11 protein-coding genes and 4 pseudogenes are annotated in these 15,727 nt (G+C 59.4%); 4 read left to right on the top strand and 11 right to left on the bottom strand.

Annotation, left to right across the window (positions count from 1 at the left end):
* Positions 1-166, top strand: a pseudogene (locus UYS_RS18850) (IS30 family transposase); the annotation flags it as partial.
* A gap of 197 nt (positions 167-363) precedes the next feature.
* Here the strand turns inward: UYS_RS18850 and UYS_RS18845 are convergent.
* From UYS_RS18845 to UYS_RS0210320, 5 genes and pseudogenes are all read right to left on the bottom strand, one after another.
* Positions 364-813, bottom strand: a complete 450-nt coding sequence (locus UYS_RS18845; protein WP_016855433.1) for a BCCT family transporter — start codon at positions 811-813, stop codon at positions 364-366.
* A gap of 166 nt (positions 814-979) precedes the next feature.
* The gene (locus UYS_RS0210335) at positions 980-2,368 is read right to left on the bottom strand and encodes a BCCT family transporter (RefSeq protein ID WP_016855432.1); all 1,389 of its coding nucleotides are present in this window, start codon (positions 2,366-2,368) and stop codon (positions 980-982) included.
* A gap of 147 nt (positions 2,369-2,515) precedes the next feature.
* Positions 2,516-2,772 (bottom strand): annotated as a pseudogene (locus tag UYS_RS18070) (IS481 family transposase); the annotation flags it as partial.
* 97 nt (positions 2,773-2,869) lie between these two features.
* Positions 2,870-4,375, bottom strand: coding sequence for a N,N-dimethylformamidase beta subunit family domain-containing protein (locus UYS_RS19015; RefSeq protein ID WP_337587462.1), 1,506 nt, complete (start codon positions 4,373-4,375; stop codon positions 2,870-2,872).
* Positions 4,376-4,512: 137 nt separating this feature from the next.
* Positions 4,513-6,993, bottom strand: coding sequence for a CoA transferase (locus UYS_RS0210320; protein ID WP_016855430.1), 2,481 nt, complete (start codon positions 6,991-6,993; stop codon positions 4,513-4,515).
* Positions 6,994-7,072: 79 nt separating this feature from the next.
* On the opposite strand from UYS_RS0210320, the gene UYS_RS0210315 reads away from it, so the two are divergent.
* Positions 7,073-8,035 (top strand): GlxA family transcriptional regulator, encoded by a 963-nt coding sequence (locus UYS_RS0210315; protein WP_040478238.1) that lies wholly within the window; start codon positions 7,073-7,075, stop codon positions 8,033-8,035.
* A gap of 36 nt (positions 8,036-8,071) precedes the next feature.
* On the opposite strand, the pseudogene UYS_RS17280 reads toward UYS_RS0210315, so the two are convergent.
* From UYS_RS17280 to UYS_RS0210300, 4 genes and pseudogenes are all read right to left on the bottom strand, one after another.
* Positions 8,072-8,563 (bottom strand): annotated as a pseudogene (locus UYS_RS17280) (IS3 family transposase); the annotation flags it as partial.
* Positions 8,564-8,646: 83 nt separating this feature from the next.
* Positions 8,647-10,158: a group II intron reverse transcriptase/maturase gene (ltrA, locus tag UYS_RS18060; protein ID WP_083868122.1), complete on the bottom strand. Its 1,512-nt coding sequence runs from the start codon at positions 10,156-10,158 to the stop codon at positions 8,647-8,649.
* A 658-nt stretch (positions 10,159-10,816) separates the two neighbouring features.
* Complete coding sequence (locus UYS_RS17275; RefSeq protein WP_192813929.1) at positions 10,817-11,209, bottom strand: IS3 family transposase; 393 nt, start codon at positions 11,207-11,209, stop codon at positions 10,817-10,819.
* Between the two features lie 20 nt (positions 11,210-11,229).
* Positions 11,230-11,514 carry a transposase gene (locus tag UYS_RS0210300; RefSeq protein ID WP_016855426.1) on the bottom strand — a complete coding sequence of 95 codons (285 nt, stop codon included), beginning with the start codon at positions 11,512-11,514 and terminating at the stop codon, positions 11,230-11,232.
* 242 nt (positions 11,515-11,756) lie between these two features.
* Between UYS_RS0210300 and UYS_RS0210295 the strand changes: the two genes are divergently transcribed.
* Together UYS_RS0210295 and UYS_RS0210290 are read left to right on the top strand one after the other, a co-directional pair.
* Positions 11,757-12,095: a helix-turn-helix domain-containing protein gene (locus UYS_RS0210295; RefSeq protein ID WP_016855425.1), complete on the top strand. Its 339-nt coding sequence runs from the start codon at positions 11,757-11,759 to the stop codon at positions 12,093-12,095.
* Positions 12,082-13,338: a type II toxin-antitoxin system HipA family toxin gene (locus UYS_RS0210290; RefSeq protein WP_016855424.1), complete on the top strand. Its 1,257-nt coding sequence runs from the start codon at positions 12,082-12,084 to the stop codon at positions 13,336-13,338. Before UYS_RS0210295 ends, UYS_RS0210290 begins: the two co-directional genes overlap by 14 nt.
* 386 nt (positions 13,339-13,724) lie before the next feature.
* Here the strand turns inward: UYS_RS0210290 and UYS_RS17270 are convergent, their stop codons facing one another.
* Positions 13,725-14,420 (bottom strand): plasmid pRiA4b ORF-3 family protein, encoded by a 696-nt coding sequence (locus UYS_RS17270; RefSeq protein ID WP_016855423.1) that lies wholly within the window; start codon positions 14,418-14,420, stop codon positions 13,725-13,727.
* A gap of 729 nt (positions 14,421-15,149) precedes the next feature.
* Positions 15,150-15,698 (bottom strand): annotated as a pseudogene (locus UYS_RS17265) (IS30 family transposase); the annotation flags it as partial.
* Positions 15,699-15,727 lie beyond the last annotated feature (29 nt).

Here is a 15,727-nt window from a genome sequence, read left to right as displayed (position 1 = left end):
CAAGGGAACGGACTTTCGACAGGTCACCGATGCCAAGCTGCGCAAGGTGGTCGAGAAGCTGAATGACCGACCCCGAAAGCGTCTCGGCTATCGCACACCAGCACAGGTGTTCCTGGGGGAATATTCAGGAGCCTTGGATACCGCAGGTGCTGCGCTTGTTGCTTGAATTCAGGTTCTCAAGTCATGGATGATTCTGTGGACCCATGGCCCGCTCCACCGGGAGCGGGCCGTCGGCAATACCGCAAGCAGTGCTAGACGCTATGGCGGCGTTCACCCGGCTTCATGCCTGCGATATGGCATCAAAGCCGCTTCACTCCGGCAGATAGCGGCTTGACCAGCGTTCACCTGCTGCTCCCTTGTCTATCAACATCTCAATTTTCTCCTTCGAGAAGCCGACTCTTGCCAGAATCGCTCGAGTATCTGGGTGATCGGGTGGCGCGTCTCGCGCAGCAGCCGGTGGGCATGGGCCAGGCGGCGCTCCACGTAGAAGCGCTGGGGCGAGCAGCCGAAGCCGCGCTCGAAGAGGCGCCCCGGGTGGTGGACGAGCTGCTCGCGGACCCTGTCGGGCAGGTCGTCGCCGTGGCGGCTGAGCACGATATAGGCGCAGATCACCAGCAGCATCATCACGGTGATCAGGTAGTAGCCGCAGAAGGTGGTCTCGATCCAGGCGCGGGTGGTGCCGAACAGGCCGCCGGCCAGCTGCGGCATCACGCCGGTGAAGAGCACGAAGCCGAGCACCAGCAGCGCGGCGGTGATGGTCATGCCCTTGTGCATGCCGCTGAAGAAGCCCTCCTGGGAGAGCTCGGTGATCATGTAGTCGGTCGAGGTCTCGACCTCATGGCTGGCACGGCGTGTCGGGGGGTTAGGGGGAGTTGAAGTAGCGATAACGTCATCCTCTTGAGCCAGTCGTCGGGCCGGCGATCCCGAGGCGACCCTCAGGTCGCCACCAGTGGCAGGCCCCCGCAGAGGCCTTGAAAGATCAGGGTTCGACGCCCGCGACACCATGCTCAGCACGGCGTTGCCGCAAGCGCAGCAGGAAGGCGGTCACCAGCGCGAAGATGCCGAAGGCGACCGGGATGGCCGCCACCGAGATCAGCGTCAGGATGACCTTGAAGATGTCGCCGTCGAGCCAGTTGATGACCACGGCCAGGGCCGCCATGGCGACGATCCAGAAGGCGCGCGAGCGCTGGACGGTGAGCATCTCGCAGACCAGCCCTGCGGAGTCGGCGCTGGTGACGAAGAACAACAGAATATTCAGCGCCAGGATCGCCGACAGGATGCCGTGCTCATCCAGGGTAGCCATCAAGGCGAAGACGTCCTCGGCGCCGGTGCTCAACCCGCCAATGCCGAAGGTGGTGAACCACAGGCAGGAGAACAGGCTCGGTACCAGCATCACGCCGAATACCAGCTGGCGGAGAGTGCGGCCCTTGGAGATACGGGCGATGAAGACCCCGGTGAAGATGAACCAGCCATACCATGCAGCCTCGAAGGCGTAGAGCCAATCGGCCAACCAGACTTTGCGCTCGGGGTCGTTGAAGCCGATGTCCAGGGCGAGCGACGGATATTGCACCACGTATTCGGGCAGCAGTCGCGCAAAAGTGCCCAGGATATCCAGCGGGGCAGTCAGCACGAAGGTACCGAACATAAGGATTAGGGCAAAGACGGCGTTGTAGTTGCTCAGCCATTTGATACCACGCTTCAACCCGGAGGCGCTGGAGGCGATGGCAAACAGCGACAGTACCAAGATGATCCAAGTGGGGCTGATATCGAGTCCCAGATACTGGGAGGCGCTCTTCTGAAGTGGTTCGGAGGCGTAGGAGAAGGTCAGCGAGAGACCTATCACGGTGGAGACCACCAGGCTGACCAGGTTGAGCTTACTTAGGAAACCACCGCCGAGTAACGTCTCGGCCGGCTTGTCGAGTTTCATATTGTATAGGGCGTGGGCAAAGATTACGCCAATGGCCATGTAGCCGGCCCAGGCCAGCAGCCCCCAGTGATTGAAGGCGTATAACAGTGCCTGGTCTCTGTCGAGGCCCGCCTCGACGTGGTAGCGCGGCTCCAGCACACCCCAGGTGACAAGGCCAATGCCCATGCCGGTAGCGAACAGCATGCCGAGCCAGGCCAGTGTGGAGAACTCAGGCTCCTCGTCGCCGAACCTGAGTCGACCCAGCGGAGTGAGGGCGATTACCAGGAAGACGAGGGAAGCCAGGAAGGCCGGATAGGTGAAGATGAAGCCAAAATGACCAATGACATTGACCTTGATCGTGGTCAGCATGGCCTGGAAGAGACCGGGTGCCAGAGCGGCAAAACCGATCAGTGCAATGACCGTCAGTACGGTTGCTATAGAGGTCATTAGGTTTTTATTCATGGACACCTCTTTATCTTTATGTTGGAGAAAAATGTGGCTGAGCTGTTGCTTGAGTACCTTCCTTCTGCTCCAGAAATGAAACGATGTTGCCGCCGCGGCCAGTGGCGCTCGTCATGATGTCAGTCGAGGTGCTGGCGGAGCCCTTCACAGATCATCCAGGCCAAGGCGCAGGAATTCTCGAGCGGCGATGAGCACCTCCTCCTCGGGCGTGAGCGTGGCCAGCAGGTTGTGACGCATGTGTGACCGGTCATGGACATCATCGCGGTACCGCCAGCGCCGGATGGTCGCGGTGGCGACGCCGTATTGGCGGGCCTGTTCGCTATCCGTGATGCTGGTGGGGGCTGCTTGGATTTCGGCACGGATCTTCGGTGTCGTCGTCCTTGCTTATGCAGCTTGATGTCCATGAATCTGCTCCCAGATGAATTGCTGAAGAAGCTCTCTGGCGGCTAGCAGTTGATAACTTCTATAGGCGATCCGATCATCCGGGACCTTACAGGTAGTTTAGGTTGTCTTTGATCCAAAGTGGTCCAAGACGTTGCGGGTTACACGGATTACTTGATTGTCTTGGCGTGATAAACCCATAACCCATTCGCATGTTGCCGCAGTAAAAACTTCGCCTTTACCTTTATGCCAGTGGATGATCACGCCATTCCCACGTGAGCAGGCATCTAGTGTCTTATCCGTAACTTTTCCGTGGAGAATCATGGCGCGGAACTCGGCATCTGCGCTGCCGATATACGATGTCTCGCCCCAGATTCCAGCATCCGGTTCAAAAGTGGTGGCTAACCCCATGCCGAGAATCGTGATTTCTGTATCAGCTCCATCAGCACCTGTTGGAGTGGGTAATCCGTTATCCATAGAGTATTCCAAACCGTCTACTTCATACCCAAAAACACGTGCTGATGCACCTAGCTGGTCGCCATAGCCCAACCCCGTACCTTCGAAGATCCAGTGGTCGGGGCGATACACAGTAAACCCGCCACTGCCTTGGCTAATGCATCGACCTAGCCCAGCATAGATTCCTCGAAGTCCATTTACGCCAAAAGTTAGAGCGCCGGGTCGGTTAATGGGTGACATTTCCCACGCCCCACTGACTAAGTGCGCTTGCTCACTATCAATAAGAGGGTCATCCTCAACTGCTGTATGTTTGTAGCAAATCTGGCTTCGACCCTCGTCTTCAAGTCGAATCTGCCAAAAGAAGTTTCCAGCAAAGCGGGCGACTCGACCGCCGTTTTCGACAAAATTATCCACTGAATCCCGCATTTTTGCGCTCCAGTATTCATCATGGCCAACGAATATAGCGCATTGGTAACGAGCAAGAAGGTGAGGGTCAGTATCTATATCATGGAGCGTGACGAAGTCCAGTTCATACCCAGCTTCCTCAGCCCATCGGGCGAACAAGCGCTCATAGCTTGCCCAGCCTGACGAGGCATATTTCTTAGAAAATCCATAGGCATAGGCCCATTCCATATAGGGGTATCGGACCATTTCACCAGGTCGCGAGGGTATGTCAGGTACAGCACGCGGAGCACCCTCAGGTAACTTGCAGAAGCCCCGGCTCCATGGGCGTTGAGTGGAGAGAACTGGAGAGAAGGAATTTCCATCGGGGCCAGTGATTCCCTCGTAATGGTTCGATCCTCCCCAGCAGTTGTAGGCATTCCAGGTGCCGGTAGCGCAAACCAACACATAAGTTGGTAGGGGAAGGTGCTCAGCACGGCGGATCAGAATCAGGTGATGTTCCTCAGCCACATCTTCGCCGCGCCTGGCACGAAGGGTGATCAGATATCCCCCCGGCCGCCAGTCATCTGGCACAGTAAATGAGTAGGCAACTGGCCAACTACACCCATTTACTGAACAATCCCATGGAGTAGGATGATGCTCGCCAGGCAGCTTGGTAGCGTGCAGGAGTGGTTCATAGGCCAGTCCGTCTCGGCCTACCTCCAATTCCCACTCGGCTGAAGTCGTCGAGACATGTAGCTCGACAATTTCACCCGGTGAATAAGTCATGCGCGGGGTATACCCCCAGATCTCTAATACTGAGTCTGTGCGGGCAGGACCGATATAATAGTGATCTAGGATGTGCCGTGCACGGGCTCGAGTACGAGGGGTGATCGAGGGTTCAGGTCTTTCGAAAGTCATATTAATTACTCCGGTAGATACTTGGCTGACCAACTTTCTCCGGCCGTACCCTTCGCGATCATGGCGTCGATTTCGGCATCGGCAAATCCCATGCGTGCGAGCACCTGGCGGGTGTGAGTGCCGGGCTTGGGCGCGGGAGCGGGCAAGGTGATCTTGGCACGCTCTGGGCGCACGGCATTCGGGGCAACCAGGTCGACCCATCGGCCCATCGGGTGTTTATCGTGTCGAATGGCTCGATATGTTGCCTGGGTGAGGTCGATACCATCGACGCTTTCATGCTGGAGACTGGCTTCCCGGTTGATGGCCAGCGAGCTTAGTGGCACAACAGCTGTCGATCCTTCGTTCAATTGCGCCGACCAGTGGGCGATGGTCTTACTGGCAAGTCGTTCGGCCAACGCAGTAGCTAGCTCCTCGTCGGGTAGCGTGGACAAGTCGGCCAGTTCCGGTGAACGCGCCAATGCGGCACCGCGTTCGAGCGGTGCTGCCAAGAACATCCAGCCATCAGACGCGCGATAGCAATGGTAGTAGGGCCCCCAGCCGCGAACGTCGCGACCTGAAGGCTCATCGAATGGGAGGCGCCCCTCGTAGTCGTACATGAACTGAGCCTGAATCATGGCGCCGCAAGCGGCCAGCGCTGATCTTGCCACGCCCCCCTTGCCGGTCACTCTCTTGCGTTCCAGCGCGGCGCCTAGAGCAACGCATGCCGTAAACCCGGTGAGCGCGTCGATGGTACCGAAATGGGCGTGTTCCTCGGGAGTGTCCGGCCCCCCTCCGAAACGAACCATGACACCCGTCGAGGCCTGTGCCAGATCATCGTAGCCGAGGTGATCGGATTTAGGCCCTTTTCGGGGGCCGCCCCAGGCATCGAGCTGAACCAGGATGGCTTCCGGATTCAAGGCTTCCAGTCGACCTCGCGAGAGTCCGAGCTTGTCGCGTTGCTGATCGGTACCGTTCATGGTCACTACGTCGGCGTCGACGATCAGCCGTTCGAGTACTTCACGGCCCTCGGGAGTTCCCAGATCCAAGAGGGCGCTCTCCTTGCCACGGTGAGCCTGGAGGCCGAAGACGACGGCGTTCCAAGGGTCAACGGAAGGGCTGACCGGCTGAATGGATGTCACGTCCGCGCCAAAGCGCGCCAGTGTCGCACCGATGGTAGGTCCGGCAATGACGTTGCTCAGGTCGAGCACCTTGAGCCCGTCGAGCCAGCCGCCACTGCCCGCGGGTGCGGATGTCGTTCGTACCGGCTCAGCCAAGAGTTGCTCCAGGTCTGGACGTAGCTCATCGATCGTCGGGCCGGGCGGGGTGTTCAACACACCGGCGTCATCCTCGAGCCAGGCCAGCTTGCCCATCTGCCGCATCTCGCCGTGGCGCGGGTCGTTGACGGTCTGAACCAGCTCCGAGGCCAGGGCGTGCGGGTCCGATAACCATTCCTGGCTGCTGCGTTGCGCGGTGGCAGGTGCCTTGGCGTCACCAAACAGGGTTTCCCATTCCCAAGAAGGTCGTGTCAGGAAGGCCTCCTGCATTGCTTGAGTGACACGTGCGCGGTCTCTATCTCCCACGGGGTAATTGCGCAGCGCCCACTCATCAGGCCAGTCCGCCTCATCCTGCCAGGCATCAAAATCCGGCAAGGTGTCAGCCAGTTCGTCGAGCCCCAGTACATGCAGGACTCGGCGCGGATGCGTGACGATGGAGCAGGCAACGACATAGAACCCGCGCCCATCCGCACACCGGTAGGTGCGATAGAAAGGGTCGAGGAAAGTGTCGAGCTCCTCATAGCTCAGGTTCAGTGGCAAGCCAGCAGCCCGGCGACGATTCAACTCCGTCTCCCTAGGGCATTGGTAACGTGTTGGATAGTCCTCGATCTGCTCGCTGTTATAGGCCAGCCCCTCGAACAGCGCCGATGCCAAGGGCACCTCGATGTGTTCTCCTCCGTTGCGGTCCCTTGCTCCCAGTGCAAATAGGACGGACAGGGCACCGAAGGCGGCGCCATACGCTGACGCGAGGCCCAGGGGGGTGAACGACGGATTGATACCCATGAGCTGCCGGTTCAGTCCCATGTCGGTGAACTGTCCGGTGCGCGCCGCAATGACGGCTTCCCAAGCGGCAACGCGTGCCAGCTCGGTATCGGTCGACGCGAAGCCGGGCAGTGACAGCGAGATCAGGCTTGGATTGACGGCTCTCAAGGCCTCTGGACCAAGGCCAAGGCGATCCATGACGCCGGGGCGGAAGTTCTCGATCACGACGTCCGAGCGGGCGGCCAGATCGAGAGCGGTTTGCTTACCGGCCTCGGTCTTGAGGTCCAGTACCAGAGAACGCTTGCCCCGCGACAGCATGTCGAAGGCGGGGTCTCGCCACCGGGGGCCGTCCGGCGGGTCGATACGGATGACCTCTGCCCCCAGGTCGGCCAGCATCATGCCAACCAGCGGTCCTGCCAGATAATGGCCGAAGTCGAGTACGCGTAGGTGCTCAAGGGGTCGGGCTGTCATCGTGATTCGCTCCTGTTGAAATGCGTTCGACGGAGCTTACCGTCCTCATTGGCCGGCTATATGACATATAATGACAAATATGAAACCTATTCTGCCGTCACCTCCACCTCCCTTGCGCCTCAATATCCTGCTGTTCGACTCCTTTTCGAACATGCTGCTGGCATGTCTGCTTGAGCCGTTACGTGTGGTTCGCGACGATAACAATGTCGATATCGAATGGACGATCCTGACGCATGGTGATGAGCCACTGGAGTCATCCAGCGGCCTATCCATCGCACCAGATATGCCCTTGTCGCAGTCGCTGCCTTGCCATCTGCTCCTGATGATCGGCGGAGATCGCTTCCGTATTGACGCTGTGGATCCGTCGTTACGCCAGAGTCTGAGGCTGGCCCACCGTGCCGAAACGGTGATTGCGGCTGACACCGCGCCTTGGTTGCTGGCAACGTTGGGGTATTTGAGCGGTCGCGAGGCAACGCTCCATTGGCAGCTGCTGGCTGATTTCTCCGACACCTTTCCTGACGTGGCGGCAAGAGAAGAGCGTTACGTGCGTGACGGTCGCTGGGTGACCTGTGGAAGTGCTGCGAGTGCGCTCGATCTTATCCTTGAGGAGATCGATACACGGTTCGGCGCGTCTGCACGGTTCGATGCCGCAGGCATGTTTCTCAATGACTCGTCAAGGAGTCGGATGACCGAGTCACTGGGCGACGGCATATTGCATTCACATCCCGCTATTCGGCGGGTTGTGAACCACATGACTGCCAATATCGAGACACCGTTGACGCTGGTACAGTTGTCCGAGTCATGCCAGATGACACCCCGCACCTTGGCGCGTTTGTTCGAGACGGAGATGGGCATGCCACCCGGCCGCTACTATCAATACCTGCGGCTTGCGAAAGCTCGCGATCTGGCCACTCAGACTCGTCTCACACTGGATCAGATTGCATTGCGCTGCGGTTTTTCGTGCGGATCGGCGTTGTCTCGGGCCTTCACCCGAGCACATGGCTTTGGCCTACGTGAACGCCGTCGACAGGTGCAGAAGTGAACCGCACCGGCTTTCTCGGAGACCCGTTGGTTTGAGTCAGGCCGCCTTCTTGGCCTGACCCTGTTGCTCGTAATACAGGGCTTCTCGCTCAGCCGGTGGCATGTTGCCGATCGGCTCCAGTAGCCGCCGGTGATTGAACCGGTCGACCCACTCCAGGGTGGCGAACTCAACGGCCTCCAAGTGCCGCCATGGCCCGCGGCGACGGATCACTTCAGTCTTGAATAACCCGATGACCGTCTCGGCCAGCGCGTTGTCGTACGAATCGCCCACGCTACCCACCGAGGGCTCGATGTCGGTCTCCGCCAAACGCTCTGTATAGCGGATAGAGACATATTGAACGCCCCTATCGCTATGGTGGATCAAGTCGCTATCTGATCGCTGAGGGCGTTCATGAAACGCCTGTTCCAGCGCATCCAGCACCATATCTGTGCGGGGTGTGCGGGAAGCTCGCCAGCCGATGATGCGCCGGGCAAAAGCATCGATGACGAAAGCGACATAGACGAAGCCCTGCCAGGTCGCGAGTAGAGTAAGAAGCAGGGCGTAGTCGAACTATCTCCCTGCTTCTCCTCTCCGAACCGTACGTGCACCTCTCAGCGCATACGGCTCTCCATTCAAGTGTGGCTCAAAGCCAAGGCAACATCACAGTGTCGAGAGGTGACGGTATTGCGTTCTTCTTCCCTTGGCAAATACGGGTTCGCCTCGGGAAGCCGCCATCGGAATGACATCTTACGACTCGATACCAGTCGACGCAGGCTTACCACACAGAAACTGCCAGAGTGGTTGGGCCCGAAGAACTGCCACGTCTTGGCATCTTTCCCACGAGGTCGGCGGAAGTGTTTTCGCATCAGGGTCTTGATAGATGCTCGGTACTTCCTCGCCAGCCAATGAGCGAGTCGCCAGAAGACAATGCCATCAATCTTCCTATACGTCATCGCGGTATAGTCAGTAAATTGGTAGAAAGTGGCCCATCCCGCCAGGCGGCGATTCAGGCGATCTACCATATCAATCCGATTCTCGCTGTAATTGCCGGCCAGCTCTTTCGCCAACGTAGCGGCGAAATTTCTGGCCTTGTCACGAGGAATTGACGTGACGGGACGCATAGTGCCGTTGGGCCCTCGTTTCCGAATGATTCGGTGTCCAAGGAAGGTAAATCCGTCATTGACGTGTGTGATATGGGTCTTTTCCATATTCAAAGTCAGTGAAAGACCATCTTCCAGGAAGCACCGACATTCTTCACGAATGGCTTCGGCTTGCGCCTTGTTTCCCTTTATTACCAAAACGAAATCATCAGCATAGCGGCAATAAGCCACCGCCGGTTTCCACTGACGACCTTCACGCAGGGCAACAGGTCGTTGCAGCTGAATACTGGAATTCCAGTACCAGCGGTCCTTGCGGGCTTTCTTGCTCAGATAGCGTTTTTCCAGCCACTGGTCGAACTCATTGAGCATGATATTCGAGAGCAATGGTGAGAGTACGCCACCCTGTGGCACGCCGTCGTGGGCAGAATGGAACAACCCCTTGTCGACGTGTCCTGCTTTAATGAATCGCCATAGCAACATCAGGAAACGATCGTCACGAATCCGCTTACGGACACACCGCATCAACTTCCGATGATGTACAGTATCGAAGTAACTGGCCAGGTCACCTTCAATGACCCAGCGGCCCCTCGTTTCCTTACCGTCCGTCAACTGAAGTTTCACAGTGCGAATGGCATGGTGCACGCTGCGCTCCGGCCGGAACCCATAGGAAAGGCGATGGAAGTCACTTTCCCAGACGGGCTCCATGGCCATCAGCATGGCACGTTGCACAATCCTGTCGCGTAGGGTCGGTATCCCCAACGGGCGCTGTTTACCGCTGGATTTGGGGATGTAGATGCGGCGTGCCGGCAGCGGCTGATAAGTGCCGTCCAGCAGTTCAACACGAATTTCCTCCAGATGCTGGTTGAAATTCTGTTCGAAAACTCGCCGATCTACTCTGTCGATACCAGCGGTTCTGGCCCCTGGCGACGCCAGCGTTCTGAACGCCGCCTCTTGGAGCCAGTCACGCCGTGCAATCAATCTCAGCAGTCGATCGAACCGGTGGTTCGGATCCGCTGCTGACCAGGTTGCCAGCTTGCTCTGCATTTCCCTGATTATCAAAGGTCTTCACCTCTCTGGGTCAGGTAATCCGAAGAACAAGGCACTTGAACTGCCTCCCTTCGCCATGTAGTGGGCTTTCCCCACCGCGGACTACTACGGAGGCTCCGCCAGCTTGCCGGGCATCGGGGGCGCACTCCCTTGGCATCCCATGCAAGCCTTCCCTCGTTCACATGCTGGACTCAAGCATATGGAGGAGGTTGCCGATCGCAGTCTTTACCCTTGCATGCTGCAAGTTGGCGCATCTGTCACGAGTTAGCTGCACACTGCTCGTGACTCCGCCAGCAGTGGGCTACATATCCACTGCCAACAGCAGCAGTGGGTCCTACATGTACCCACTGCCGAGGATGCGCACCTCCTGATAAGCCGTGTAGGAGGTGGCGACATGTTCAGCCCACAGACACGGATTAATCGGTTCGTGTTCCTCAACCTTTCCATACTCAGCCTGGGGATGCATCTTGGCGTAACGGCTTCGCCTCACACCCCGTTTYCCACGGGTTACGTCACCCTGCCAGTGCACAGCAGGTCACCGCCGCTTCGGCTCATGCCCTCTCGCAGCAGAGAGCAGACTTTCGCTGAGAACATCCTGTTCGACACGAAGGTATTCCAGTCATGCTTGCGCTCGTTCAGCTGCCTCCCGCAGCTGTCAGAGTCGAGGCACACYGTAGCTGATGTCAGTCGCCCACACCTGATTCGGCCGATCGATCGTCAGACCACGTAGCCGGTAGGGATAGATTCGATGCCCCTTGCCCGGCAGGCTGGTCCGCGGTCGCGGATAGATGGCGTGGAGTCCCATCTGACGCATCAGGCGACGGACCCGCTTACGGTTGACCCGCTGGCCCAGCCGATTGAGATGGACGGTCATCCGGCGTGATCCGTAGACCGGCGTCAGCAAGTGCTGTTCATCGATCAGGCGCATCAGCGCCAAATCCTCGGCCCGCCACTCCCGCTGTTGGTAGTACAGCGATGAGCGGCTGATGCCCAGCAGCTGGCACTGACGACGCAGGCTGGGTGTATCGGGAGTCGGCGGCTCGACCATGGCCAGGCGCTGCGCCCGGCTCAACGCTCGAGCCTGCGTGATAAAAAATCCCTTTCCACCGTCAACTTACCGATCTCGCGGTAGAGGGTATCGACCTCTTCCTGGCTCTTCTGCGCGGCTTTGCCGCTGCTACCCTCGAAGAGATCGGCAGCGTTATCGAGTAGCTCACGCTTCCACTGGCTGACCATGGATGGATGGATCTCAAAGCGAGCCGCCAATGCGGAGGTGGTCTCATCGCCCTTCAACGCAGCGAGAGCCACCTTGGCCTTGAACTCACCGCTGTAATGCCGACGTTTCTTGCTCATGATCAGGGTCTCCTGGTCGGTCTGATCTGAGCTTAGCGCCTGGTCCGAAATTCGGGGACCACTTCAATCTGAGCTTAGCGCCTGGTCCAAAATTCGGGGACCACTTCAGGTTGTCAGATGGCTGCCGGGGCGCTCAAAGGCCGCCCGAAGCCACTCTGTGGTCTGTTCGGCGGCGATCAGCATGCGTACAGAATCGACATTATAATATCGATAAAGAGCCAAAGCGATGCCATACTATCGGAATGAAAACAAGACACGTCACCCTAAGCCCCAAAGCATCCCTGTCGCTTAGCCTGTTTGCCGGGCTGATCGAGGAGGGGCGGCTACGCAAGGGGTGGACTCGAGACGAATTCGCCGAGCGCGTCGGCGTCGGCATAGTGACAATCCGCCAGGTTGCCAAGGGCTCTCCCCGTGTGGCCATCGGCACCTATTTCGAGGCGGCGGCGCTGGTTGGCGTGTCGCTGTTTACCGATAACCCGGACACGCTGAAACGCGAGCATGCTACCCAGCGGGAACGGCTGACGCTGCTGCCAAAGCGCGCTCGTCGTCAGCCACAAGAGCCCATAGATGATGACTTCTAGCCGGCGCGCCTACGTCTGGATCTGGCTGCCCGGCCGGACATCACCCGTGGTGGCCGGTCTCGTCGAACGTGATGACCAAGACCGGTACCGCTTTACCTATGGTCGCCGCTATCTAGCACGTCAAGACGCGATCAGCCTCTACCCAAGAGAGCTTCCTCTTCGGCCCGGGAGCCAGGAGCAGGTAGATGGCGCACTGCCCTCCTGCCTGCGTGACGCTTCCCCCGATGCGTGGGGACGCCGTGTCATCATCAACCGACTGACGGGTCACAAGGGCGAAGCTGCTGGTGACGTCAATTTCAACGAGCTGGTCTACCTACTGGAATCCGGGTCGGACAGGATCGGTGCGCTTGATGTCCAACTCTCTCCCACCGACTACCGGCCGCGTGAGTACCAGGGGGCGACCCTGGCGGAATTGCAGGAAGCATCGGCGTACGTGGAAGCAGGAGAGCCACTACCCCCTGCCCTGGACCAGGCCATTCAACACGGCAGCAGCATCGGCGGTGCTCGTCCCAAAACACTGCTGGACGACCGGGATCGCAAGCTGGTCGCCAAGTTTTCCTCCAGCACCGATCTCTACAGCGTCGTGAAGGCGGAGTTCGTCGCCATGCGGCTCGCCAGGCTAGTGGGACTCGACGTCGCTCCCGTCGAGATGGCTCGCTCACTGGGCAAGGACGTCCTGCTGGTGGAACGCTTCGACAGGGAGCGGACCGCTGACGGTTGGTGCAGACGAATCGTGCTCTCGGCACTGACATTGCTCGGACTGGATGAGATGACGGCACGCTATGCCAGCTATGAGGCGCTCGCCCATCAAATCCGAGCCGAGTTCGACCAGCCTGGGCAAACACTGCGCGAGCTGTTTGGCCGCATCGTCTTTAACGTGCTATGCGGCAACACCGACGACCATGCACGCAACCATGCTGCCTTCTGGGATGGCGAGAGCTATCGACTGACGCCGGCCTATGACATCTGCCCACAGTCACGAACCGGAGGGGAAGCCACTCAGGCCATGCTGCTGTATGGCCTGGAACGCCGCAGCCAGCTCGTTCACTGTCTAGCTGCCGCGGATCAGCTTGGACTGACCCATGCCCACGCCCGGGGGATCATCAGCCATCAGCTCGTCACGATCCGTGATCACTGGGATGCAGTATGCGATGAGGCCGACCTTACCCCGGTCGACCGCGACTTCCTGTGGGGCAGGCAGTTTCTGAATCCGTTTGCGCTGGAAGGGTATACCGAGGCATGAGAGTCCCCGCTTCCTGGCGGTGTACCTCCTCACCAGAGCACGAGTGATTCCAGCGCCTCACATTGGCTGATTCACCGATTGACCCTCAAGGCTTCCATCGCCCTCTTCCCGCGGCCTTCGAAACCTCGGCGCTCGAGCCCTTGGCCCTCACACCTAGTCGCTGTATCCCTGCGGAGCGCTTGCCTGCCAGCGCCATATGTCGCGCCGTACTTAGGCCAGCTCCAGAGTAACTGCAAGCGCCCCGACTATTGGTCGGGGCGCTTATTACTTGAATTCAGGGTGGTAAGCGAGGGTGTCACCCCGCGCAGCGCTCGAGCACTCAGCAGTCGATTCACCAATGTGAACTCGTGGTAATCGTACTCGCTCATCACAGCTGGGCCGTTGATTCATTTACGATTCTTGTCAATCTCGCCCTGCAGGGCTTGCATCAGCTCCTCAATGCTGTGGATCCCTTGGGCCTTGAGCGACTGCTCCATGTCGAGAGGAGGCGCCTGAGCTGGACGTGACTGGCTGGGCGTGTCGCCCAAACGCCGAAAGCCAGCCTGAATAGGCTCGAGCATGTCGGCAATCTCCTCCTCGTCCAGCGCCTCGGGAGCGAACTCGCCACCCAGAGCCTCCAGCAACTCTTGGCCATAGACATCCTTCTCGCCGGCCGTTGCCGCCTTCAGAGCCGCATAGCCTCCCGTGCCGCCGATATCTTCTGGCGGGCAGGCCATGGCGCCGTCGATCAGCCGCGGACAAGGGTTGGTCTCCTCCAGTCCCGTCGCCTCGACAACGATGCGGTGCTCCCAGCCATCGCCGAAGTCGTAGAGGTAGCGAAAGCTACCGTCCTTGGTGCGAGCCGCCAGCGACTTCAGCTTGGCGTTGCGTGCCAGTGCGATGGATCGATCGCTCCACTCGTCGAGCTCGCCGTAGTAGCGACCATTGCACTCGAACTCATAGAGGTGACAGTCTTCCCAGCCCATCACTCCCTGGATGAGCTCGTGGAGACGATGCAGGTTGATCTGCTCCGGCACCATCACACGGCGCCAGACCAGGGGATCGGTATCAAGCAGCTCAATACGCAGGCGAATATCGGGCACAGAGATTCTCCATCAGCCAATGTCGAGGCATGGTAGAGCGGGCCAGCCATGGTGCAGCTCACCAGGGGCATAGCGTTTGTATGGGCAGCCAGGGTATCAAACAGTGCTGCATTCGAGCGCATGCAAAACCGCACGGGCCAGGTAACCTGAGCGGCTTTTGAACTCGCCACTGACGTACCCCGCTGAGCCCCGAAGGTCGGGAGAAACCGGCGTACCCATGCCAGCCGCGGTGCCTGAGGGAGACCCGGGAGGAACTGACGCACCCCGTTGGTCCCCAGGAGGTCGGGAGAAACCGGCGCACCCATGGCTGGCAGGGGCCTGGTGGCCACTCGGGAGAAACCGACGTACCCACCGCTGGAGCGGGCCTGGCGGCGACTCGGGAGAAACTGACGCCCCCTGTTGGTCCCCAGGAGGTCGGGAGAAACCGACGTACCCATGGCTGGCAGGGGCCTGGTGGCCACTCGGGAGAAACCGACGTACCCATGCCTGGCGCGGCGCCTGGCGGCGACTCGGGAAAAACTGGCGCACCCCGTTGGTCCCCTGAGGTCGGGAGAAAGCGACGTACCCACGGCGGGCGCGGGCCTGGCGCTAGTCTGGAGAAGCTGATGTACCCCGCTGGTACAGGGTTTCCCGGCCAGACTACCTAGCCGGCTGAGTCGGAAGAAACCGGCGCACCCCAGTCCGCCTGCGAGCTGGCCACGCCTTCCGCGGCTACTGTCACCAGGCCCGATTTTGTCGCACTCCCTGGACCACGGGATCCTCCCAGTGACCAATGAAGCGCCTGTCATCGACCTCAGCCGGGCGATGCTCGATGCCCACACGGTTGGGAATCTTGCCGAGTCCAGCGCTCTTCGCTTGGGCCCGGTGCTTGCTGCGCCGCTTGGGCTGGCGGAGGTGCTGCCAGAGATCGCCACCGCGGGCCTTGTCATCCCAGATTAAGGAATAGATCCACTGGTGACTGACGCCGACGCCAGACAAGGGCGCCATGAAACCGCTGATCTGCTCTGGGCTCCATTCCTCTCGCAGCCGGTCGACGACAGCGGCAATCATGCTGGGCAAGCGCTTTGTCCTCTTCCAGGCGGTGCGTCGCCGATGATCACTGCAGGACTGTGCCTGCTCAGGATCGTAACCGCTGTCGGTGGCGTTGCGGCGCAGCTCCCGGCTGACCGTGCTGTTGTGGATGCCAAGCTCTCTGGCGATCTGACGTCGGCTCATGCCCACGTCATGACGGGCATAGATCTGGTATCGTTGGGTCTGGGTCAGCTGTCGGTATCCCATGCTCTGCTTCACTTTGGTAGGTGAGCCGA

This window comes from Halomonas smyrnensis AAD6 (assembly GCF_000265245.1).
GTDB lineage: Bacteria > Pseudomonadota > Gammaproteobacteria > Pseudomonadales > Halomonadaceae > Halomonas > Halomonas smyrnensis.
Note: the sequence above shows the minus strand (reverse complement) of the source record. Positions and strands in the feature narration are given on the sequence as shown.